Consider the following 21,569-nt stretch of genomic DNA (forward strand, 5'->3'; position numbering starts at 1 on the left):
TCCTGCATTTAGTTTGGTTTAGCAAAGGTTGTCTCTTGCCAGCTACTGCCTGATGGACTGGAAAAAGGTTGCCGTATTAAAGCTGGCTTACTCACGTGGGAATCGGCTTTCTGCTCGCTGTGAAATGTGTTCGATTTGGTCGTTGCTTTCATCTGCTCGTTTTGCACCATTTGACGTCTGACTTTCACATCGAGCAAGAGATCTCTAATGATCTGGCTCATTGTTTCCAACAACCTTTCTGTCTCTCCCAGCAGGCTGATGTTTTTATCCAAACGGGCCAGGTCCTGCCGGAATGTGTCAATTTGCGGCACATCAACCTGCGTGTCTGCATTTTCATAAATGGTTGGCTGGGTCACGGCTGGTTCTACCAGGCGATGCTGCGTACTCTGCTTGGTCCAGGCATTGCTGCGTGGTTTGCCGCCAGGGCCTGACCCAGTTTTGGTTGAGGGGGAAGAAATGGTCGGATTGGTGATCTCAATGATGGATAGGTCAAATTTGGGGTTGTTTTGTTGCAAAAGCTGCACTAATTTTTCGTACTTCTTGATGCGAAGCGAAGTCAGTATCAACTGTTCGATTTTGGATTCGAAGCCCAGATTTTGGGGAAGCCCATCAAAAACGGTGCGCAAATTGTCATCACTCTCATCCTCATCTTCAAAGCAGAGTGATGAGAATTTGTCCGGTCGCGTTCCGTAGTACCACACAATATATTTTTTGATGGTTATCCGATTGTATTGGCTTTCGCTGAGTTGTTTCTGCATTTTGGAACCCTATTTGCCTAAACGATTGCCTAGAAGAATGCCTTCCTGACCGTATTATACGGGGTAAAGCGGCCATACGGAAGGTCTGTTTTGTAGAGAGCAGGTTTTTTCAGTTTTCAATTTATGGGACGCAGATTAACGTGGAAGACGCGGATAGAAGCAAATAATCCGTGTGTTTCTGCGCTTGTCCGCGTCCTAATGCTATTTGAAGGCAACTACTGGAAAGTCCTATTGTGGAGAAGTGGGCTAGGGCATGACGGCCGTTCTACCCATAAAGTCCAAAATATACCCGGCAATCTCCTCACCCTTGTCCTCTTGCAAAAAGTGGCCTGCGCCTTTAATGGTGATTTCTGGCTGGCCTTGTGCGCCGGGAATGCCCTTGCGGAACAGCACATCGCCGCCACGGGTGATGGGATCGCCATCGCTAAACATGACGAGGGCGGGCTTAGTCCAGCGGGTAAGCTGGCGCGTGGCGCGGCTCATCTCGGCGGCACCGGGGTCGTCTGGTTTGAGAGGGATGAGCAGGGGGAAAACGGCCGCTCCCGCCTTGTACCGTTCATCGGGGAAGGGGGCTTCGTAAGCAGCCAGCACCTCTTTTGGCACATCCGTGACGGTGCCACCCTGGATAACGCGGCCAACGGGCAGCCGGTTGCCAAACCGCTCGGCCGCAGCGCGCCACTGCATGAACGCCTCCGGCATGGGGAACATGCCTGTGGGCAAGCCGGTGTTCATGATCACCAGCCTAGCAAACCGCTCTGGCAGCTGGGTGGCAATGGTAAGACCGAGCAAGCCGCCCCAATCCTGGACAACGGCCGTAATCCCCTGTAAATCCAACGCCTCAATGAAGCCAACCAGCACGTCGCGGTGCATTTGGAAGCTGTAGGCTTCGGGGTCGGTGTATTTGTCGGAACGGCCGAATCCCACCAAATCGGGAACCACTACGCGATGCTGAGCTGCCAGCGGCGGAATCATCTTGCGGTAAAGGTAAGACCAGCTTGGTTCACCATGCAGGCAAAGAATTGTCTCGCCCGCGCCTTCGTCCACGTAATGGAGGCGCAGGCCGTTTACTTCCACGTAGTTTGGCGCAAAGGGAAAGTCAGGCAAATTTTCAAAACGGTCATCGGGGGTGCGGATGATTTCCATGGGTTCCTCTCTTTATCGTGGCAACAACAAATTTGAGTAACGAACGAATTTTGGCTGTTCCCATTCGTTGTTACTCAAATTCGCTGTACTCCTGTTTAACCCCAGCGGGGTGGGATGGGAACGACGGTGCGGGGCAGCTCTTCGTAGTCGGGCATGTTGAGGGTTTGGTAGATGTAGGTACGGCCGTCCACAGAGCTATACCCCGCGTGATTTCCCTCTTTATCGATGGCCACCAGATTCATAACGCTGATGAAACGGCCGGCCAAATCCCGCAAATCAGCCATCGCTCGCTGGCACGCTTCTGCCAAGCTCAAACCCATTTTCATATAAAAAACCAGGCTGTGGGCTGTACAGGCGCGAATCGCCATCTCGCCCATGCCGGTGCAGGCCGCCGCACCGTACCGGTTGTCGGCGTAGTTGCCCGCGCCGATGATGGGGGAGTCGCCCAGCCGCCCGGGGTATTTCCACGCCCAGCCGCTGGTGCTGACGCCGGTGCAAATATTGCCATCCTTGTCTTGGGCGATGAAGTTGACGGTGCCTTTGGTGCGCTCTGGGTCGGTGGCCAGCTGTACCCAACGAGCCAAATCGGTGCGCTCGGCAATTTGCTCAATGTCACTGTTGCTCATGTCTGTGCGTAGGCGGTTTGCCCACACCTCTCGGGTTTCGGGCAGCACCATTTCTGCCTGCGGTGGATGCCCCATCTCAGCAGCAAAGCGGCTAGCACCGTCACCAACCAGCAAAACGTGGGGCAGCTGCTCCATCACCTGCCGCGCCACGGTGATGGCGTGGAGGTAGCCTTTCATGGCCCCAACCGCGCCGCTTTCCAGGGTACGGCCGTTCATAATGCCGGCGTCCAGTTCAACCTCTCCCAAAATGTTAGGATAGCCGTTAAAGCCAACGGTGTGGTCATCAGGATTGGCTTCTACCAGGCGGATGCCGACTTCTACAGCGGCAACGGCCGTTCCTCCCTGGCGTATAGTATCAGTGGCTGCTTGTATGCCGATACGGCCGTTGCTGCTGGCAACAACAATCATGGGTCAATGCTCCTGTTCAGTTGGAATCCACAATAAATAGGTCAAGAAAGCTGCATCAATAAATCCCGCACAAGCAATATAAAACTGCCAGGCTCTAGAATCGTGACTTCTTCTAGACCGGGCTGAAAATGGGAAATGTTAAAGGTAACCAGCCAGCTGCATCCTTCACGGGCAGCCGCCACCAAAATTGGCAGGTCTTTGGGGTCAGCTTTGCCTTGGTGTGCTTCGATAGATTTTGCCGAGGGATCGGGCACGATTTGCAGGCAGCGGCTAACAAGGTGGCGAAAATTCGGTATTGCTTGGGGCAATTTTGCCGCCAGGTTTCTCTCGACTTCAATAAAAACCTGTTCCGAAATCAGGGCATCTATGAGATTGATCTCAGCCATTCGCAAAATGACCTGACTGGCACTATGTTCGCTTGGACCGGCTGAACCGGCAAATAACACGTCCGCATCCACAAAAATGCGGGGTATCGGTTTAAGGCTCATTTGATTCGGTGTTCTGTTTTTCAGTGTGGTAAATTTCTCTTTGTTCCCGCAAGCTCGTGATAAGCTCTTGTGTGCTTAAACCTGCCTCCAGTCGCATTTGTTCAATTTCTCTGGCAAGCTCTGGCACCATAGGCACCATTGGTGTTAATACAAAGATGCCGTCCAAATCAACCAGCCGAAATGTATCGCCTGTCCGAATGCCGTATTTATCACGCAAATCGGCGGGCAAGGTGAGGGTTCCACGCTGCCGCACTTGTACTGTTTTATCCATATCAACCTCTTTTTTGCAGACTTTCAGACATTCCTGATTTTCAGTAATAATAATGGAAATTTCTCATGAAATCAATCACGTTTTCGCATTTCAAGCTAAAACAGGTTGGGAATCGTGGGACGGCCGTACAATTTCCCTCAATAATTCTGCTACCATCGCTCAATCGCAAACTTATATTTGAAGGAGACTTCATGCGCCACGGCGCACCACCATAAATGAAAATGAAAAACCAACCTCCGGGAGGTTTGGCACGCAAAGTAGGCCACTTCTCGAACCTCCCGGAGGTTTATTTTCAGAGGAGATAATATGAGTAAAACCGCCCTGATTATTGGAGTAACCTCGCAGGATGGCTCGTATCTGGCCGACCTGCTGCTAGAAAAAGGATACCGTGTGGTTGGCACTATTCGGCGCAACACCACCTACCAAAAGCCAAACATACAGCACCTCATCGGCAAAATCATCATCGAAGCGGCCGATTTAATTGATAGCGAAAGCATCGCCCGGCTGCTGCGTGAGTATCAGCCTGATGAAGTGTACAACATTGCCGCCCAATCCGTCCCGGCAGATAGTTGGAGCCACCCCCTTTACACAGGGGAAGTCACCGCTCTAGGCGTGGTGCGCGTGATGGAGGCGGTGCGCCACTTTGCCCCGCAAGCCCGCGTTTACCAGGCGACCAGCCGAGAGATTTATGGCCAGGTGCAGGCCAAAGCCGCCACCGAACAAACCCCCATCGACGCCAACAATCCCTATGGCATTGCCAAAGCCTACGCCCACATGATGACCCGCTGCTACCGCGAGAGCTATGGCCTGTTTGCCTGCGGCGGCATCTTGTTTAACCATGAAAGCCCGCGCCGCAGCCTGCACTTTGTTACCCGCAAAATTACGGCCGCAGTCGCCTGCATCAAAAATAACATTACCAATCCGCCGCTAGATGAGTTGGGACGGCCGTTAATCACCCCAGACGGCAAGCTAAAACTCGGTTTTCTGGAGGCGCGGCGCGATTGGGGGTATGCCAAAGAGTACGTGGAAGCGATGTGGCTCATGCTGCAAAATGATGAACCCAAGGATTACGTCATCGGTACCAACAGTTCCTACTCTGTGGCAGATGCTTGCCGCATAGCGTTTGCTCATGTCGGGCTAGATTGGCAGGAGCATGTGATTAGTGACCAAGCCTTGTTACGCCCAACGGAAATAAGCGTACTGCAAGGGGATTATTCTCTGGCAGAAAAAGAACTCGGCTGGCGACCCCGAACCTCATTTGAGGAATTAATGCAAATTATGGTGGATGCTGATTTAGCTCGTTTTCGGTAAGGCTTTTTCATAATCACGAATGATACAAATAGAGAAATGATGCAAATATTCGTTAAAAGCGTGTCATTCGTGATTGATATAAATACGGCCGTTTCCACCCACCTATGCCCTATAGATTTAGCTTAACTAAATATACTTCGCATATAGATGTGATTTTGGGGCTTGCAATTCGCTTGGTATTGTTGTATTATTGCAACAGGCGTATTGTTGTATTATCCCGCATTTATTAAGCTGGCGTAAATGCCCCAACTTGGTTTGTAAAGGCAAGTAATGGAACAGGTAGCTTCCCAAATTAGCATCAAAGGCATCCGTGAAGGGTTGCTGATCACGGTTCCGGACCATGGCTCTTTTGCTGATTTGCTGCCGTTGCTTACGGCCGAATTAGCCCAAAAGCAAGCGTTTTTGCAGGGAAGCCAGGTGGCCTTGCAGGTTGGTTATCGTAACTTGGGCAAGGATGAGCTGCGCGAGCTGCAACTGCTGTTTGAGCAAAATCAGCTAGAGCTGTGGGCTGTGCTGGCTGATAAACCCGATACACGGCAAGCTGCTCGCGAATTGACTCTGGCAACACGTCTGTCTGGCAGCCAGACTGATTTAAACGGCAACTTTTTGTCGCAATCAGCAGAGCCAGAAACGGCCGTTCCTCAGGAAGAGACGCCTCGAGGGGGGCTTATTCTTAAAGAAACGCTGCGTTCAGGCCGCTCAATTTACCATGAGGGGCACGTGGTGATCATTGGAGATGTGAACCCCGGTGCAGAGGTTGTGGCCAGCGGCGACGTGATTGTGTGGGGGCGGCTACGGGGTTTGGTTCATGCTGGGGCGTTGGGGGATGAAACGGCCGTTATTTGCGCGCTTGAACTTAGCCCAACCCAGCTGCGCATCGCCAACCAAATTGCCATCGCCCCAGAGGAGAAGGGGCGTCGAGCAATCCCCGAACAGGCGGCTATCCGCAACGGCCAAATTGTGGCCGAAATGTGGCAAAGATAAAAAAGGGAGATTGGAGACTGGAGTTTAGCCAATCTCCAGTCTCTAATCTCTTTTACAGGAGACATCATTATGAGTGGAAAAGTGGTAACCATAACATCAGGCAAGGGGGGCGTGGGCAAGACGACCGTGACGGCCAACATTGCCTCTGCCCTGGCAATGCTAGGCAAGAAGGTCGTTGCCATTGACGCCGACATCGGTTTACGCAACCTGGATGTGGTCATGGGGCTGGAAAATCGCATTGTGTATGATTTGGTCGATGTCATCGAAGGCCGCTGCCGTCTGCGCCAGGCGATGATCAAAGATAAACGCCAGCCCGATTTATACCTTATCCCTGCCGCCCAAACCCGCGACAAGATGGCCGTTAGCCCATCGGATATGCTGCTGGTTTGCGATGAGCTGCGGCAGGAGATGGATTACATTATCATCGACTCGCCAGCTGGCATTGAGCGCGGCTTTCGTAACGCTGTTGCCCCCGCCGATGAAGTCCTTATCGTGACGAACCCGGAAGTTTCGGCCGTGCGCGATGCTGATCGTATCATTGGCTTACTAGAGGCTGAAGAAAAAGGGCCGGGGCGGCTCATTATCAATCGGTTGAAGCCAGCCATGGTCGCCCGAGGCGATATGTTATCAATTGATGATGTGATTGACATTTTGGCCGTCGATTTGATTGGCGTGATTCAGGAGGATGAGTCAATTTTGGTTTCATCTAACCGGGGGACGCCTGTAGCCATGAACGGCATGAATGGTTCTAGCGCGAGTCAGGCGTTTCGTAATGTGGCGCAACGACTAGAAGGGGAGACAGTGCCATTTATTGACCTAACAGCCAAGGCTAGTTTGTTGGATCGTTTTAATAGTTGGTTTAGCAAGAGCTAATAGGAGTATGCAATGAATTGGTTCGAGCGACTGTTAGGGAAAAAAGAGAAAAGTGGTGCTACAGCGAAACAGCGGCTGCAAATGGTGCTGATTCACGATCGGGCTGACGTGTCGCCCGGTTTGCTGGAGCAAATTAAGGACGACATCATTGAGGTGATTGCCAAACGGCTGGAAATTAACCCGGACAACGTGGTGGTCAATCTGGACAACACGACGCAGGAAAGCCGGTTGGTGGCGGAGATTCCGCTGTTGCAGCAGAACGGCCGTCGCCGGGCAACTGCTCAATAAACGGATAAACTTCAAAAGTCTGGAACGCTACTGGTCAATTGCGAGCATGTTCGCAAGACTTTTGAAGTTTTAGCAGGTAAATCTGAATAGTTTCTGTAAAAATGCCGCTCGGTGTCGCCATCGGGCGGTTTGCGTTTTACAATGGTGGGCATGGTTGATCAGGTTCGACGCACATCTGTCTGGCGCTATTTTGATATTTGGTTGGTAGCGGCCGTTTTGCTCCTTACTGGTTATGGTATCTTGATGATCAGTAGTGCGGTGACGGGTGCGCCTTTGCAGGCAGGTCTGCCTGCTGACCAGGTGCAGTGGGCGATTATCGGTGTGGTGCTTATGCTGGTGGTTGCCACAATTGATTATCGCGTTTTTACCTCGTCCCACTGGTACATCTATGCGGGGTTGCTGTTAACCTTGGTGTTGGTCTTGGTGGCGGGTGCCTTGGGGAATGACACGCGCCGCTGGATTGCCATTCCGGGGATTGATATTCGCATTCAGCCGTCGGAATTCGGCCGTATTTTTCTGCCAGTGATGTTTGGCCAATTTTTAGCTGGTCGTCGCGACCGTATTAGCCGCTTTTCCAACACGATTACCTCGCTTATTTACGTGGGCGTGCCCATCGCCCTTATCTTTTTGCAGCCAGATTTGGGTATGTCGATTTTGTACATTTCGGTCTGGTTTGTGATGATTTGGTTGGCCGGATTGCCGCTATCCCATTTCGCTATTTTGGCAGTTTTGGGGATTGGGACGCTAGCGGCCGTTTTCCCATTCTTGGCCGATTATCAGCAGGAGCGGATTACTACCTTCGTTAACCCCGAAGATGCAGATGAGGATGACATTTTTAACATTGAGCAGGCCCAGATCAGCATTGGTTCCGGTGGCTGGTGGGGCAAAGGGTACCTTAACGGCACGCAGAGCCAGCTCGGTTTTTTGCGGGTTCAGCACACAGACTTCATCTTTTCGGTGGTGACAGAGGAAATGGGGCTGTTGTTTGGCTCGCTGGTGGTGGTTTTGCTCATTGGCTTTATTCTATGGCGCATTTTGCGTGTTGCCTGGCTCACGCCCGATCTGGCGGGCAAATATATTTGTGTCGGCATTGCCACGGTGATTTTCTTTCAAACGGCCGTAAATATCGGTATGAATGTCCGTTTGGTGCCAGTTACTGGGCTTACCCTCCCTTTTGTAAGCTATGGTGGCAGCTCACTCACCACCTTATTCATTGGTATTGGCCTTGTCCAGTCCGTCCTCATGCGCCACCGTAAGCAGGAATTCGGATAGGATTTTTTATACGAAGAGACAAAGAAAAAAGGGACAAAGTGAAGAATTTCTTTGTTTCTTCGTGTCCAAATTCCCAATTTCCATTGTGGAAGCTGTTGGCTGAATCCAGTATACTCCCCACTCATTTTTTAATATTAAGCGAAGAAGTTGCAGAAAAGAGGCAGTATTCTCTTAAATCTCTGTGATCTCTGTGGCTAAAAATAATTCAGAAAGGTTGTATGACCGTTAGAACACGATTTGCACCCAGCCCCACGGGCTATCTACACATTGGCGGCGTATGGGCAGCACTGTTTGCTTGGCTATATGCGCGGCGGCACGGCGGCCAATTTTTGCTCCGCATTGAAGATACAGACACCAAGCGCACCGTTCCTGGTGCGCTGGAAAGTTTGATGGCCAGCCTGCGCTGGTTTGGCATTGATTGGGACGAAGGGCCAGATGTAGGCGGCGAGTTTGGGCCGTATATCCAGACAGAGCGGAAGGAACTGTATCAAACATGGGCTAACTGGCTCATCGAAAATGACTACGCTTACAAATGCTTTGCCACGCCGGAAGAATTGGCTGAGATGCGGCGAGAATTGGAGGCAAAGGGAGACCGTTCTGGCTACGATCGCCGCTACCGGGATTTGCCGGCAGCAGAAGTGGCCAAGCTAGAAGCAGAGGGTCGTGAGTACGTGATTCGCTTTAAGATGCCGCTTGGTGGGCAAACGGCCGTTCCCGACCTGCTCCGTGGCGATGTAATTTTTGACAATGCTCAGTTCACCGATTACGTCCTGCTTAAATCCAACGGCCTACCTACCTACCATTTGGCCCACGTGGTGGATGACCATTTCATGCAAATTAGCCACGTCACGCGCGGCGTAGAGTGGCTCAACACCGCCCCGATTCACGTGAATCTGTTTAAAGCCTTTGGTTGGGAACTGCCCGTTTACGTGCATTTGCCCGTCATTTTGAACCCCAGCGGCAAAGGCAAACTGAGTAAGCGGCACCAGGCATTCACCGATGCAGGCACCGAAATTTTAGTGCGCGCTTCCGAATTTATGGAAGGAGGCTACCTGCCAGAAGCGGTACTTAACTTTTTGGCAAACATTGGCTGGACGTTTGGCGACGACATCGAGAAGTTCACGATGGCCGAGGCGATTGAACGGTTTGATCTGGCAACAGTTAGCCCGACCCCAATTAAACTGCCCTACAGCAAGCTGGATTGGCTCAATGGCCAATACATTCAAGAGATGGAACCATTGGAACTGGCCAGGGCGGTACGGCCGTATCTACATGCTGCTGGTTTAGAAGTGAACGTAGATGCTCTGTTGGTTGTTATGCCGCCTATGCGCGTGCGCCTCAAACGCTTCCCTGATGCCATTCCCTTTTTGCGCTTTTTATCTGAGGAGATGCCCTTGCCAGAAAGTGCGGAAGCTGTCACACATAAACATTTGCCGCTGGAGGCCGCTGCCGCTGCCTTCCGCGAAGCGCGCGACGTGCTGGCAGATTTAGAACCATTCACGCTGGAAACAATTAGTGCCAACCTGATGGCCATTGGCGAAAAACATACGGGCAACGGCAAAGCCGGCCCCTTCTTGGGGCAGATGCGATTGGCGGTAACTGGGCAGAAGGTGTCACCTCCCCTGTTTGAATCTGTGGTTGCTTTGGGGCGTGAGCGCGTTGTGGCCCGATTAGACCAAATCTTGCCACTTTTTGATTAGCTGCAGTTTGTCATGCCAGGGGGCTTTTGGTAAAATCTCGCTTCGTTCAGCCAAACAGTGCGGGATAGTTTAATGGCAGAACCGGCGGCTCTGAACCGTCTAGTCCAGGTTCGAATCCTGGTCCCGCAGCTACCAGTTTTTCAGCAAAAAGAACATGGCATTGGTCATGTTCTTTTTTTATTTGTGCACTGTGCTACTTGCCAGTTGGGAGATTTGGCTAAATATGGGGGTGTGCCGCATAAAACCTGATGAAACCGCCAAATGTGGGGGATTTTGGCAAACTTTTTTCTCGCTTTTGCGTATAAGTTGGTAGCTGCATTTTCCCAAGCTACCTTGAGAGCATCTTTAAGGTTCCAAACATCCGGTCGGTAGCTGTTGGCGAAAATGCGGTATAATAAAAGCGCGTTGTATTATGACAACAATAGGCTGTATGAATACGGCCGTAATTGCAGCGGCACGGCTGGGAATTCAAATCAGCCTGCTACTCTGAAAAGGAGACAACAATGGAATTCTTAATCCCCATCATTTGCGTCGTTGGTGTCGGGTTAATTGTTTTACTGATCGCCTCAATCCGCATCGTGCAGGAATATGAACGTGGCGTCATCTTTCGGTTAGGTCGTGTGATGGGTGCCAAAGGGCCGGGGCTTTTCTTCATCATTCCCATCATCGACAAAATGGTGAAGGTCGATTTGCGTACCATTACCCTGGACGTACCCGCCCAAGAAGCCATCACGGGTGATAACGTGACGGTGAAAGTGAATGCGGTCGTGTACTTCCGCGTGGTCGATCCTACTGCTGCTATTATCCAGGTAGAAGATTTTCGTCGGGCCACCTGGCAAATTGCCCAAACTAGCCTGCGGAACGTGATTGGTCAATCCATGATGGACCAAATTTTGCAGGATCGTGAGCAAATTAACGACACGCTGCAACACATCATTGATGAAGCAACCGAGCCCTGGGGTGTGAAGGTTTCCATCGTCGAGATCAAAGACGTGGAGCTGAACAGCACGATGGTGCGGGCAATGGCACGGCAAGCTGAAGCAGAGCGTGAGCGTCGGGCCAAAATCATCCAGGCTGAGGGTGACTTCCAATCTGCCCAGAAGCTATCTGAGGCGGCGCGCATCATGAACTCTGAGCCAGGCGCAATGACTTTGCGTTACCTGCAAACATTGGTGGAGATTGGCGTGGAGCAAAACACGACCACTATCTTCCCCATTCCGATTGACATCATTTCTGAGTTTATCACGGCGAAGAATAAGTCAGACGCTACGCCGACGGCCAAGCTAGATGAGCCAGCTAGTGATGATGCTGAGTAGTTAAAAACGTTTTACTGCGGGTGGGTTCACACTGAACTCACCCGCTTTTTTAGGTGTCACTTTGCCTCGTCGATCCATTTTCCTGCTTCTTTTGCCTCTTTTATTGCTAATCTCTTGCTCCTTACTACAGGGGCCACAACAACTTACCATTCCCACCCCGCCCGGCGGTACGCCATTTTCTAGCATTGCCCAGGCTGGTCCGCTGATTACAGACCCAGAAGGTAACGTGATTGAGGGAACGAATCCAGATTTGCGAACGCTGCTGGAGCAGGTGTCTCGGCAAAATTTGGTGGGATATGTGCAAACGTTGCAAGGTTTCAATACGCGCAACACCTACAGCGTTACGGATGAGGAAGGCCTTGGCATCGGGGCAGCCCGTCGCTGGATTTTTAATGAGTTCATTCGGGTGGGAAACGGCCGTCTCCTCGTCGAGGTTGATGAATTTCCAGTGAATCAGGGCGGGGTGGTGTACAACCAGCAGAACATTGTGGCTACGCTGCAAGGCACCGGCGCGCATCCTGGCGTGATTGTGATTGGAGCCCATTACGATTCGCGCACGATTGATCCGCTGAACGGTAGCAGCTTTTCCCCCGGTGCCAACGACAATGGTTCTGGCGTAGCCGCCTTGCTGGAAACCGCCCGCGTGTTGAGTTCCCGCGAGTGGAGCCAGACGATAATTTTTGTGGCTTTTGCTGCCGAAGAGCAGAATCGGCTGGGCAGCACCCATTTTGTTACGGAGCGACTGCTGCAAGGCTGGCGTTTCGACGGCATGATGAGCCTGGACATTGTGGGTGGCCGACCGGGCATACCCCAATCGGTGCGGCTTTTTTCGCCAGGGCCAAATGGCTCGCCTCCGCGACAGCTGGCCCGCTACATCAATTTTGTAGGCACTCTCTACCTGCCAGAGTTTCCATACACGTTGATTGATGCGGAGGATAGAGACGGCCGCTACAGCGATCACATTAGCTTTTTACAGGCGGGCATTCCCGCCGTGCGCATAACCGAATCCCAGGAAGACCCCAACCGGCAGCACAACAGCGGCGATACGGCCGAATGGCTCGATTACGATTATCTACGGCGGGTGACGCAGCTTACGATTGCACTGTTGGGTAATGCAGCCGGCGCGCCTGCCCAGCCGGTGGCACCAGCACTGTCGCCAATGGCCGAGCCAGGCGCGTACATTCTCACTTGGATTCCAGACAGTGCCGCTGCCGGCTATGCAATCTCCTTCCGGCCGGTAGGAACTACGGCGTACCCGCAGTTTCGTTATGTCAATGCCAGCGAGGCAGGTAACGTAGCAATTACAGGCTTAGACCCAGCAGTGCAATATGCGGTGAGCATTGCCGGACTGGACGGAAACGGCCGTATTGGCCTCTTCTCCGCAGAAGTTTTGACCCCCTAAAGTCAAAAATAACAAGCAAGCAAAGATTACGCAGATTGAAAGGGTAGAATCTGGTAAATCTGCGCAATCTTTGACAAATACATTGTTTGGTTACGGCAGTTCGTAAGTTTCATCTACTTTGAGGATGACGGGAGTAACGGCCGTTTCATTTTTCACGCTCTCCGCCCACGCATCTACATCAATGGCAATGGGCGGCCAGGTGTTGTAATGGCAGGGAATCACCGTCTTTGGCTTTAGATAGTCCAGTGCCAGCACCGAATCTTCCGGCCCCATCGTGAAATTATCCCCCACCGGCAAAATAGCCACATCAATGCCAGCCCGGCCAATCAACGCCATATCTGAAAAGAGTGCCGTGTCGCCAGCAATGTACAGCGTCTTTCCGTCCGCCATTACCAAGTAACCACCGGGGTCGCCACCGTAACTTCCGTCCGGCAAACCAGAACTGTGCAAAGCGGCCGTCATTTTCACGCGGCCAAAGGGAAAGTTGAAGCCGCCGCCTGTGTTCATGGCGTGAACATTGTCATGCCCCTGCGCCCCAATCCAGTTGCAAATCTCAAAATTGCCAATCACTTTGGCGCCAGTACGTATGGCCAGCCCGACTGTGTCGGCAATATGGTCGCCGTGGCCGTGGGTTTGCAGGATGAAGTCAGCGGCAACATCGCTAGCACTGGTTTGTGCCGATGGGTTATTGCCCGCAAAAAAGGGATCAACCACAACGTTTATGCCGTTGATGTTTAGCGAAAACGTTGCATGACCGTGCCAGGTAATTGAAATTGACATGAGCAGCCTCCTTGTAAAGCTGAAATCGTCTGTAAATGAACTGAGAAGGAAAGTTGTTTCAAGTATAAATTCGGGGGGAGTGACCGTCAAACCAATTGGCATAAAAAAAGCACAGGCGGGGCTTTTGCCACGACCTGCGCTTTTGCAGAGTTGAAGAAATTGTTATACAAACAAATCAAATATGTTGATCAATGAGGATGGGATTGCCATCCGGATCAATAACGACGAAGCTGGCTGGACCTGTTGTGGTTTCATCTGCCTCAGTTTGAAATTCGATGCCCTGCGCCTTGAGTGCCTTTTGCAGCTCACGCACGTCGGTGTAGCTATCCAGATTTTGTCCGCTTTGGTCCCAACCTGGGTTAAAGGTAAGGATATTCTTGTCAAACATGCCCTGAAACAGACCAATCACGTGCTCGCCATTTTTCATCATCAGGTAGTTATAGGCAGGGTCACCACCAAAAACCTCGAAGCCCAATTTTTCGTAGAACGTTTTTGATGTCTCCAAGTCTTGCACAGCGAGACTAATCGAAAATGCGCCCAATTCCATCTGATTTCTCCTTATGAAAGTTATTGCAAGTTAAGGCGAGTGGCAGCTTGTTGGCAAAGGCTGGCACCACCCGCAGCAAACCATTGTTGCAGCGTTGGGCTTTCTGCCAAGCCAGCTTTGGCATCATCGTAAATGCCGGTAGCCCATACAAAGTACCGCTGGGTTTCGGCGGCCCAATTGTCCCAACTTGTACCAGCAGCCACGTGCCCACCGTTGTAACCAGCAAACGCTTTGCCCACATCGCCGCTCGTTTGCACCAGCCGCTCAGCAAAGTAGTTCATGCCGCGCCGGGCGTTGGTGTCTGGGTCCATCATGTTTTCACCAGCTGTGAAGTGAAAGGGCATCACCTGGAACAACCCTTGCGCCCCAGCAATGGAAAGGGCTTGGGGGTCACCGCAGGATTCAATTTGCATGATAGTGGCCACCATGTCCGGGTCCAGGCTGTGCGCGCTTGCCCAACGGACGATGTCGCTTTCCCAATATTTCACCTCGTTGGAAAAGACGGGCGAAATCTTCCCGGCGTAGTTTACTATTTGCTGATCTGCTGGCTCGGCAGCGACCATGTTGGCCGTATTTTCGGCAGCACTATTGCTAACCAGCGGCAAATCAGCATTTGCCAATCGAGGCATAACCAACACCGCAAACAGCAAGATACCAAACAACACAAAGATGAGGATCATCGTCATGCGCCGCTGCATGGGGTCTGGCGGCAAATCATGCTCCCCGATGATGATTTCCGGTTCGTACTCAAACTGCTCGTACTCATTCAATGGCGTTTCTACCGTCCAGTATGAAGTTAGCTGTTGATCGTAGACCGTCATAGTTTACCTCGAACGGCAGTAATCGGTAATCAGTTTTCAATAATCGGTGCTTCCAAGAACCGATTACTGTTCACTGTTCACTGTTTACTGGCATTAGTTGCGGTTGCGTGGACGTGCCTGCAAGCCTGTCATTGGTGAGCGACGCATTCCATTAGGACGTGGGGGGCGTTGGCGCACGCGGGAGGCTACGGGTTTGCGCTGGACGGTTGGTTGAGGCTGCGGTTCGCTGTAATCGTCGATGGGCATATTGACCTGGGTAGGTTGTACCGAAGCACGTTTGGGCACGGCCGTTCTGGTGGGAGCGGCCGTTTTAGGTACAGGCGTACGGCGAACGGTGCTGGTGTTGGCACGGCGGCGCGGCTTGGCGGCGGCTGGCCGCTTGCGAGGCGTGTCGGCGGCTTCGTTGAACTCAAAGATGTGTTCGCCAGCTACGGAGAATGCCCCGATGAACAGGATACGGGTGAGCCAAACTAGCACAGCCACGAAGATGGGAACATAAAGCAGCAGTTGCTCACGGGTGAGCACTTCGTTGCCAAGATTGTGGTTGAGCAAGGTGAGAGAAATGGCCCACCAGGTCATGACAGCATTCATGGTCGCACCCAACAGCCAGGCACCCATCAGGTACCAAACCTCTTTGGGTTCATCCATGCCGCGTTCTGGGGTGAACAGGCGCACCAGACCGGCAAAGTCAATGGCGCAAAAGGCAATAGCCAGAATGGCAGCCCACTGCATGCCCCAAAATCGCACGTCCCCGATGAGGTTGTTCAGCGCGTATTTGGTGGTGTCGAAGTTAAAAATCTCGAAAGCGATGAGGGCGATGATGAGAATACCGCCCACGGCCGTTTTCTTGGGCAACGAGCTTGTCAATGAAGACAGTCGCGTGCCGATGGTTTGGGTACGCATGTACTGATTGCTTTGCATATCAATATCTCCTTGATTTGGTTGCCCCTCTGCTTGGGCAATCTTCTTTTCCATGCGCCCGGTTTTGTGAAGAGAGAGCTGGTTGGGGGCGCACCAACCAGCTCAAGGAGGGTGTGGAACACTTGTTCTAGAACAAGATATTAGAACACGCGTGCTAATAAGTCAAGAGGAATTTACCCATTTTGTGGCATTAGCTGTCACAATTCGGGATGAAATGGAGAAATGGCTGTAGGTACATTCTGTTTCAGGAACTGCTTTTCCCTTCACCTTGTCATCAAGCGATGCTTGCATCGCCCACCCCATGCACTAAAATAGCTTCATGCGCCTCATCCTCTCGCACGAAAATGCCGATTTTGACGCCGTGGCCAGCCAGCTTGCCGCCAGCAAGCTCCATCCCGACGGCACGATGCTCCTCGCCCGCCGCCTGAACCGGAACGTCGCCCAGTTCCTGACGCTCTATTGGGATGCGTTTCGCTTTGTACGGCCGTCTGAGTGGCGCAAACGGCGGGTGAAAGAGGTGCTGCTGGTAGATACTCAATCGCTCAACAGCGTACGGGGAATGGTGGCCAAGCCCGTTGTCCACGTGATTGACCACCATACTGATGAAACCCCGCCCGCCGAATGGACAGCCCAGGTAGAACCTGTCGGGGCCACGACGACGCTGCTCATCGAGCAGCTGAAGGCGCAGGGGATCGCCCTCTCGCCTGAAGAGGCGACGCTGCTGCTGCTGGGCATCTACGAAGATACTGGCACCCTCACCTACGACACCACCACGCCGCGAGACGTGGCTGCTGCCGCCTGGCTGCTAGAGGCCGGAGCCATTTTAAGCGTGGTGCGCCGCTTCCTCAATATTCCTCTTTCTGGCAGTCAGCAGGTGTTATACGATGCCCTGCACGCGGCAGCCGATTGGCATGACGTGCGGGGGCAGTCGGTCATCGTCAGCGGTGCCATCGCCCCACCAAACTTTACCGATGAGATTGCATCCATTGCCCACCGGCTGCGGGAATCGCTGACCCCGTCGGGGCTGTTTGTGCTGGTGCAGCTAGACGATGATGTGCAGCTAGTGGCCCGCAGCACCACCGATGCGGTGGATGTGGCCGCTGTGGCGCGACTGTTTGGCGGAGGTGGTCATAGCCGGGCAGCGGCGGCGCGGATTAAGGATCGGTCGCTAACGGCCGTTCTTCCAGAGCTGGTGGCGGTGCTGCCCCAAGCTGTCCAACCGCTAATTCGGGTGACCGAGTTGATGTCTTATGGCGTGCAGACGGTGCCGCCAGAGATGTTGGTGCGCGAAGCGGCCGTTTTGATGCAGCGGTTGGGCTATGAAGGGTATCCGGTGGTAGACGAGTCGGCGGGGGAACTGGTAGGCTTGCTCACTCGTCGCGCCGTAGACCGCGCCATGAGCCACGAAATGGCCAACGTGCCTGTCGCTCGCATCATGCGCCAGGGATCGGTAACGGTACGGCCGTCCGACGGTATCGACACCGTGCAGCAAAAAATGCTGGCAGAAAAGTGGGGGCAAATCCCGGTGGTGGCCGAAGACGGCACCCAACCCATCGGCATTGTTACCCGCACCGACCTGCTCAACCATCTGTTTCAGCCACCCAGCAAGCAAGCTATTTCTGCGGCCAACATGCGCCAACGCCTGCTGGAAATGCTGTCCCCAGGGCTGTGGCAGATGATTCTGGCCATTAGCGAAACGGCAGATGAACTGGATTTGCCGCTTTATTTTGTGGGTGGGCTGGTGCGCGACCTGCTGTTGGGCAAACCACCCACCGATCTGGACATGGTGGTGGAAGGAGATGCAATTAAACTCGGCAAGATGCTGGCCCGTCGCTTTGGCGGGGAAATTCGCAGCCATAAGCGGTTTGGCACGGCTAAATGGCTGCTGGATAATGAGGTGTGGGGCAATATTTGGCAGCGGGACAAAGACAAAAAGAAGATTGGAGATTGGAGATTGGAGATTAATAACCTTCCTCCTACGATTGATTTTGTAACGGCCCGCACCGAATTTTACACCGCGCCCACTGCACTGCCGGAAGTGTCGCACGGGTCGATCAAGCTGGATTTGCACCGGCGGGATTTTGCCATCAACACGTTGGCAGTGCGGCTAGATGGGGCGTTTTTGGGCCAGCTGCTCGATTTTTATGGGGGGCAGCAAGATTTGGCAGACGGCCGTATCCGGGTGCTGCACAGCCTAAGTTTTGTCGATGATCCGACGCGCATTTTGCGGGGGGTGCGGCTGGAGCAGCGGCTCAATTTCCAAATGGAACCGCGCACGCTGGAGCTAATCAAGGAAGCATTGCCGCTGCTGGATCGGGTGTCGGGTGCGCGTTTGCGGCATGAGATTGAGCTGACGCTACAAGAGGCCGACCCGATTGCCCCGCTGGTGCGTTTGGCAAAGCTGGACGTGCTGGAGCATATTTTTGCGGGATTGGCCTGGTTGCCAGAAACGGCCGTATTTTTTCAACGCGTTCTCCCATTTTGGCAGCAGCCTCCCTGGCAGACGTGGCTGGCGGAGGAGACGCCGCTGTTTACCTACTTTGCACTGTGGCTGGCGGCCTTGCCAGCGTCGGTGCAGCGCGGCGTGATGAAGCGGCTGCGGGTAACCAAAGCGACCAAAGCAGATGTGCTGGCCTGCGGCCGTCTGCGGCGGGAGTGGGTGACATTGCCTGCTACGCTCAAGCCAAGCGAGGTGGTGCAGTTGCTACGGCCGTATCCCGTCCGGGTGCTGCTGGTGGGGCGCATTTTGCTACAGGGTCAGCCAGCCGCCAGCCTGATTGAGGATTATTTGCAGAAGTGGCGGGATGTGAAAACGGCCGTTACGGGGGACACGCTCAAAAAAATGGGACTCAAGCCAGGGCCACAGTTTGGTGTGCTGCTAGAAAAACTGCTCGCCGCCAAGCTAGACGGCCACGTTACCACTGAGGCCGAGGAACTGGTACTGCTGGACCAATTGCTGGCAGAGTGAATGATCTGTATTTTGTAACTATCTTCAAAGAGTATCATTTGTAGCCGCGGATTCTTTCCGCGTATCTAATTCGCGGAAAGAATCCGCGGCTACAGTTTTGTGATCGTAAATAGGGAATTGGGGGAGTTTTTACGGCCGTTCACCAAGTGATGCTTACACCCTTTACCCTGTCATCTTATCTCCTATATGATAAACGGATACCCCAATGAGGATTGATCGTTAGCCACAATCTGGTCATTTTCGGTGCTTTCTACCAGGTGGCCGATCGCCTCATCATTGGTCGTGCCGTCCATGATGACATCCAGCCGATAGCCGTTGGTCACTTGTGGCAAATCAATCACCTGCAAATAATCTGTCAGATTTTCATCTTCCGGCAGCAGCGTACTCAAGCAGCTGGGTGCCAACCGGAAGAAACGCCAATTAAAGCTGGCTCCTTCCAAATGCAGCGGAATCGGCAGGGAGAAGATGCCAGATTCCACCAAATCCTGAAAGAAATGGGTGCCGTATGAAAGCTCTGGTGGTTTGCCATCCTGCTCCACGCCGAGTTCGATCAGCACTTTGGTGTTGTAAATGTCGGCGTAGGTGACGCGCACGCCTAGCTCCAAATTGGTACTGCCCCAGCGACCCGGCCCAATGAGAATGAAAGATTCCCCTTCCAACAGCTTGTTGAGCCGCCCAATGGCCCGGCCCAGCTCTAGCTTGGTGGTTGTGTCGGGGATTTCGCGGTACGTTTTGGGGTTGACGAAGATAATATAGCGCACCTGGGTGGCACGGCCGTTTGGGATCAAGCCACGTGAGGTAAACAGGATGCGCTGCTTGGGCACGTTTGTGGGCAATGTGACCTGCTCTTCGTTTTTACGCTGGCTGAGTGGACGGCATTGCAGCAGGTGGAGCTTGAACTCTGGATACGGCCGTCCCGGCATCACCTCCACTGTAAACTCAATATCTACCGGGGTCTTGTACCCTTTTTCCAGATTTGCCAAGGCGGTGCGCATCAGCGACACAAACTTGCGGTCGCGCACAAGTGCCTCGAACGTCAGCACAAAACGATCATCCCTGTTCAGCCCCCCCACCGACAGAATCCGCTGCAAATAATCGCCCTTGTCCTGTGAGGCAATGTAGCGAAGACCAGGATAATCTATTCCCAGCACTTTTTCGATAGGCAGCGTGGCAAACTCGTTTGTCTCTAAATCAACTAAATCGACGAACCATTGGGCATATTGCCGCTGGGCGGCGGGAGTGGATTCGGGGCGCAGTTGGGGGTGGCTGAGTGAGATCATGCGCGGGTAGTCGTTGGCTACACGGTCTACGGCACGGGTGCCTATGCCCCACACAATGCGTAAAAAGCCAACGTCGCGGTCAATTTTGGGATGCCAGCGGAACGGATTGCGGCTGAAACCAACGCCCGCGATGGTTGGAAAAAAGTAACGGCCGTATCGCTTTCCCCGAACTCGCTGCAACAAAACCGCCATCCGTTCGTCATAATCGATCAGGCCATGATGCTGCCGGTACAAGATAGCGTCTGGGTTAATGGTACTGGCATACACGCGCCGAATGGCATCGAGCAAATCTTCTAAATTTTCCTCTCTGGTGCCCTGGTTAGGACAAAAATAGCTGTTGTATTTGCCAGCGAACGAAAAGCCGAAATTGTCTTCTAGCAAGCTAGACGAGCGGACAATGATTGGATCGTCTCCAAATTCATCTAACATGAGGTTAAGCCGGTAGATAATATGAGCCGGAAAACTGCCTGCCAAATGCTCTTCCTCAATTTTGGGATGATCTTTGCGAATTTCGTCCAGCGGCCGATATTTTTGGTTCATGTAGTGTTCCAGATTGTTCATCAACCGGAATTCATAAATAACCTCGCTGCCCAAAAAATAAGAGTCCGGTATTTCCACAAAATCGCTGATGTCAAGGCTGTCATCTATTGGCGTTTGCTGCAAAATTTTCCAGGCCAAAACCATGCCCGCCGATTTGCCACCAATTTTGCCTCCGCCAATGCGCCGCCGGTAAATACGCCGCAAATCGTCAATGCTGAGTACATGCTTGGCTACGGCAATAAAGCGCAGTTGGTCACTGATCATTCCCTTGATCAGCACCACCTTAATTTCTAGCAGGTGGTGGTTTACCTTCGCTAGCTGATCTGGCGGCAGCTTTTCATATATTTCACCCTGGCGAAACAGCATTTCCCACGGAGCGATTTCGGGGTTGAAGTTCAGTTCAATGGAATCTGAATGTCCCGGTTGGCTGTTTAGCACTTCCTCAACGATGCCATCTAGCAAAGAGATGCTGAGATTATTGCCGAAATAGGCATCTGTCTGAAAATCCCGAATGCGATCTTTACGCTTTTGCCAGATGTGTGCTTGCTCTTGCCCAAAGGGATCGTATAAGCCTTCGCGTCGCTGTGACTCCAAGGCTTTTTCTTTTACCTCTGCATTAAATGCTTCCTCTTCGATAATGCCACGCTGGAACAGTTCATCACGCATTCGCACCCGAATTTCATGGGCCAGGGTAGGATATTGTGCTAACTTTATGTAAATATCAATTGTCGGTGTAATGCTGCGAATTGGCCGTGAATTATTGATGGGTACGGAATGGGACATAAGGATTCTCCAAAACCTTGTGGGCAATGTTGCCAGATATGCCAGATAACCTTCTGAGTCTGCCGATTAAGGTTTCAGGTTATTATACC

The 21,569-nt window shown here is 52.6% G+C and carries 20 protein-coding genes and 1 tRNA gene; 11 read left to right on the plus strand and 10 right to left on the minus strand.

What is annotated here, in order from left to right:
* Window positions 1-8: 8 nt before the first annotated feature.
* The 5 genes from ACOQPU_RS21150 to ACOQPU_RS21170 form a co-directional block, all read right to left on the minus strand.
* The gene (locus ACOQPU_RS21150; RefSeq protein ID WP_420641821.1) at window positions 9-758 is read right to left on the minus strand and encodes a hypothetical protein; all 750 of its coding nucleotides are present in this window, start codon (window positions 756-758) and stop codon (window positions 9-11) included.
* Between the two features lie 246 nt (window positions 759-1,004).
* Complete coding sequence (locus ACOQPU_RS21155; protein ID WP_420641822.1) at window positions 1,005-1,901, minus strand: haloalkane dehalogenase; 897 nt, start codon at window positions 1,899-1,901, stop codon at window positions 1,005-1,007.
* Between the two features lie 95 nt (window positions 1,902-1,996).
* On the minus strand, window positions 1,997-2,935 hold the full coding sequence (locus ACOQPU_RS21160; RefSeq protein WP_420641823.1) for a N(4)-(beta-N-acetylglucosaminyl)-L-asparaginase: 939 nt from the start codon (window positions 2,933-2,935) through the stop codon (window positions 1,997-1,999).
* 41 nt (window positions 2,936-2,976) lie between these two features.
* Entirely contained in the window at window positions 2,977-3,423 is a 447-nt protein-coding gene (locus tag ACOQPU_RS21165) for a PIN domain-containing protein (RefSeq protein ID WP_420641824.1), read from the minus strand.
* Window positions 3,413-3,694, minus strand: a complete 282-nt coding sequence (locus ACOQPU_RS21170) for an AbrB/MazE/SpoVT family DNA-binding domain-containing protein (protein WP_420641825.1) — start codon at window positions 3,692-3,694, stop codon at window positions 3,413-3,415. The genes ACOQPU_RS21165 and ACOQPU_RS21170 overlap by 11 nt, the downstream gene beginning before the upstream one ends.
* A 65-nt stretch (window positions 3,695-3,759) precedes the next feature.
* On the opposite strand from ACOQPU_RS21170, the gene ACOQPU_RS21175 reads away from it, so the two are divergent.
* The 10 genes from ACOQPU_RS21175 (at window position 3,760) to ACOQPU_RS21220 (ending at window position 12,840) form a co-directional block, all read left to right on the plus strand.
* A complete protein-coding gene (locus ACOQPU_RS21175) occupies window positions 3,760-3,909 on the plus strand; it encodes a hypothetical protein (RefSeq protein ID WP_420641826.1) in 150 nt (49 codons plus the stop codon).
* 91 nt (window positions 3,910-4,000) lie between these two features.
* Window positions 4,001-5,005 (plus strand): GDP-mannose 4,6-dehydratase, encoded by a 1,005-nt coding sequence (locus ACOQPU_RS21180; RefSeq protein WP_420641827.1) that lies wholly within the window; start codon window positions 4,001-4,003, stop codon window positions 5,003-5,005.
* 270 nt (window positions 5,006-5,275) lie between these two features.
* Window positions 5,276-5,989, plus strand: a complete 714-nt coding sequence (minC, locus tag ACOQPU_RS21185) for a septum site-determining protein MinC (protein WP_420641828.1) — start codon at window positions 5,276-5,278, stop codon at window positions 5,987-5,989.
* Window positions 5,990-6,058: 69 nt separating this feature from the next.
* On the plus strand, window positions 6,059-6,862 hold the full coding sequence (minD, locus tag ACOQPU_RS21190; protein ID WP_420641829.1) for a septum site-determining protein MinD: 804 nt from the start codon (window positions 6,059-6,061) through the stop codon (window positions 6,860-6,862).
* Between the two features lie 12 nt (window positions 6,863-6,874).
* The gene (gene minE, locus ACOQPU_RS21195) at window positions 6,875-7,150 is read left to right on the plus strand and encodes a cell division topological specificity factor MinE (RefSeq protein ID WP_420641830.1); all 276 of its coding nucleotides are present in this window, start codon (window positions 6,875-6,877) and stop codon (window positions 7,148-7,150) included.
* Window positions 7,151-7,300: 150 nt separating this feature from the next.
* Window positions 7,301-8,422 carry an FtsW/RodA/SpoVE family cell cycle protein gene (locus ACOQPU_RS21200; RefSeq protein ID WP_420641831.1) on the plus strand — a complete coding sequence of 374 codons (1,122 nt, stop codon included), beginning with the start codon at window positions 7,301-7,303 and terminating at the stop codon, window positions 8,420-8,422.
* Between the two features lie 218 nt (window positions 8,423-8,640).
* Entirely contained in the window at window positions 8,641-10,122 is a 1,482-nt protein-coding gene (gene gltX / locus ACOQPU_RS21205) for a glutamate--tRNA ligase (RefSeq protein ID WP_420641832.1), read from the plus strand.
* Window positions 10,123-10,180: 58 nt separating this feature from the next.
* Window positions 10,181-10,251: transfer RNA gene (locus tag ACOQPU_RS21210), tRNA-Gln, on the plus strand.
* Window positions 10,252-10,625: 374 nt separating this feature from the next.
* Window positions 10,626-11,438 carry a slipin family protein gene (locus ACOQPU_RS21215; RefSeq protein ID WP_420641833.1) on the plus strand — a complete coding sequence of 271 codons (813 nt, stop codon included), beginning with the start codon at window positions 10,626-10,628 and terminating at the stop codon, window positions 11,436-11,438.
* A gap of 61 nt (window positions 11,439-11,499) precedes the next feature.
* Entirely contained in the window at window positions 11,500-12,840 is a 1,341-nt protein-coding gene (locus tag ACOQPU_RS21220) for a M20/M25/M40 family metallo-hydrolase (RefSeq protein WP_420641834.1), read from the plus strand.
* A gap of 90 nt (window positions 12,841-12,930) precedes the next feature.
* On the opposite strand, the gene ACOQPU_RS21225 is transcribed toward ACOQPU_RS21220, so the two are convergent.
* The 4 genes from ACOQPU_RS21225 to ACOQPU_RS21240 all read right to left on the minus strand — a co-directional run bounded on the left by ACOQPU_RS21225 (window position 12,931) and on the right by ACOQPU_RS21240 (window position 15,909).
* Entirely contained in the window at window positions 12,931-13,620 is a 690-nt protein-coding gene (locus ACOQPU_RS21225) for a metal-dependent hydrolase (RefSeq protein WP_420641835.1), read from the minus strand.
* A 175-nt stretch (window positions 13,621-13,795) separates the two neighbouring features.
* Window positions 13,796-14,167 (minus strand): VOC family protein, encoded by a 372-nt coding sequence (locus ACOQPU_RS21230; protein WP_420641836.1) that lies wholly within the window; start codon window positions 14,165-14,167, stop codon window positions 13,796-13,798.
* Window positions 14,168-14,187: 20 nt separating this feature from the next.
* Window positions 14,188-14,988, minus strand: coding sequence for a transglycosylase SLT domain-containing protein (locus ACOQPU_RS21235; RefSeq protein WP_420641837.1), 801 nt, complete (start codon window positions 14,986-14,988; stop codon window positions 14,188-14,190).
* A gap of 93 nt (window positions 14,989-15,081) precedes the next feature.
* Window positions 15,082-15,909, minus strand: a complete 828-nt coding sequence (locus ACOQPU_RS21240; RefSeq protein ID WP_420641838.1) for a hypothetical protein — start codon at window positions 15,907-15,909, stop codon at window positions 15,082-15,084.
* Window positions 15,910-16,228: 319 nt separating this feature from the next.
* Here ACOQPU_RS21240 and ACOQPU_RS21245 point away from each other — a divergent pair, with 319 nt between their 5' ends.
* The gene (locus ACOQPU_RS21245; protein ID WP_420641839.1) at window positions 16,229-18,877 is read left to right on the plus strand and encodes a CBS domain-containing protein; all 2,649 of its coding nucleotides are present in this window, start codon (window positions 16,229-16,231) and stop codon (window positions 18,875-18,877) included.
* 182 nt (window positions 18,878-19,059) lie between these two features.
* Here the strand turns inward: ACOQPU_RS21245 and ACOQPU_RS21250 are convergent, their stop codons facing one another.
* Window positions 19,060-21,480 carry a PEP/pyruvate-binding domain-containing protein gene (locus ACOQPU_RS21250; RefSeq protein WP_420641840.1) on the minus strand — a complete coding sequence of 807 codons (2,421 nt, stop codon included), beginning with the start codon at window positions 21,478-21,480 and terminating at the stop codon, window positions 19,060-19,062.
* Between the last annotated feature and the right edge of the window lie 89 nt (window positions 21,481-21,569).

This window comes from Candidatus Leptofilum sp. (assembly GCF_965223285.1).
Lineage (GTDB): Bacteria > Chloroflexota > Anaerolineae > Promineifilales > Promineifilaceae > Leptofilum.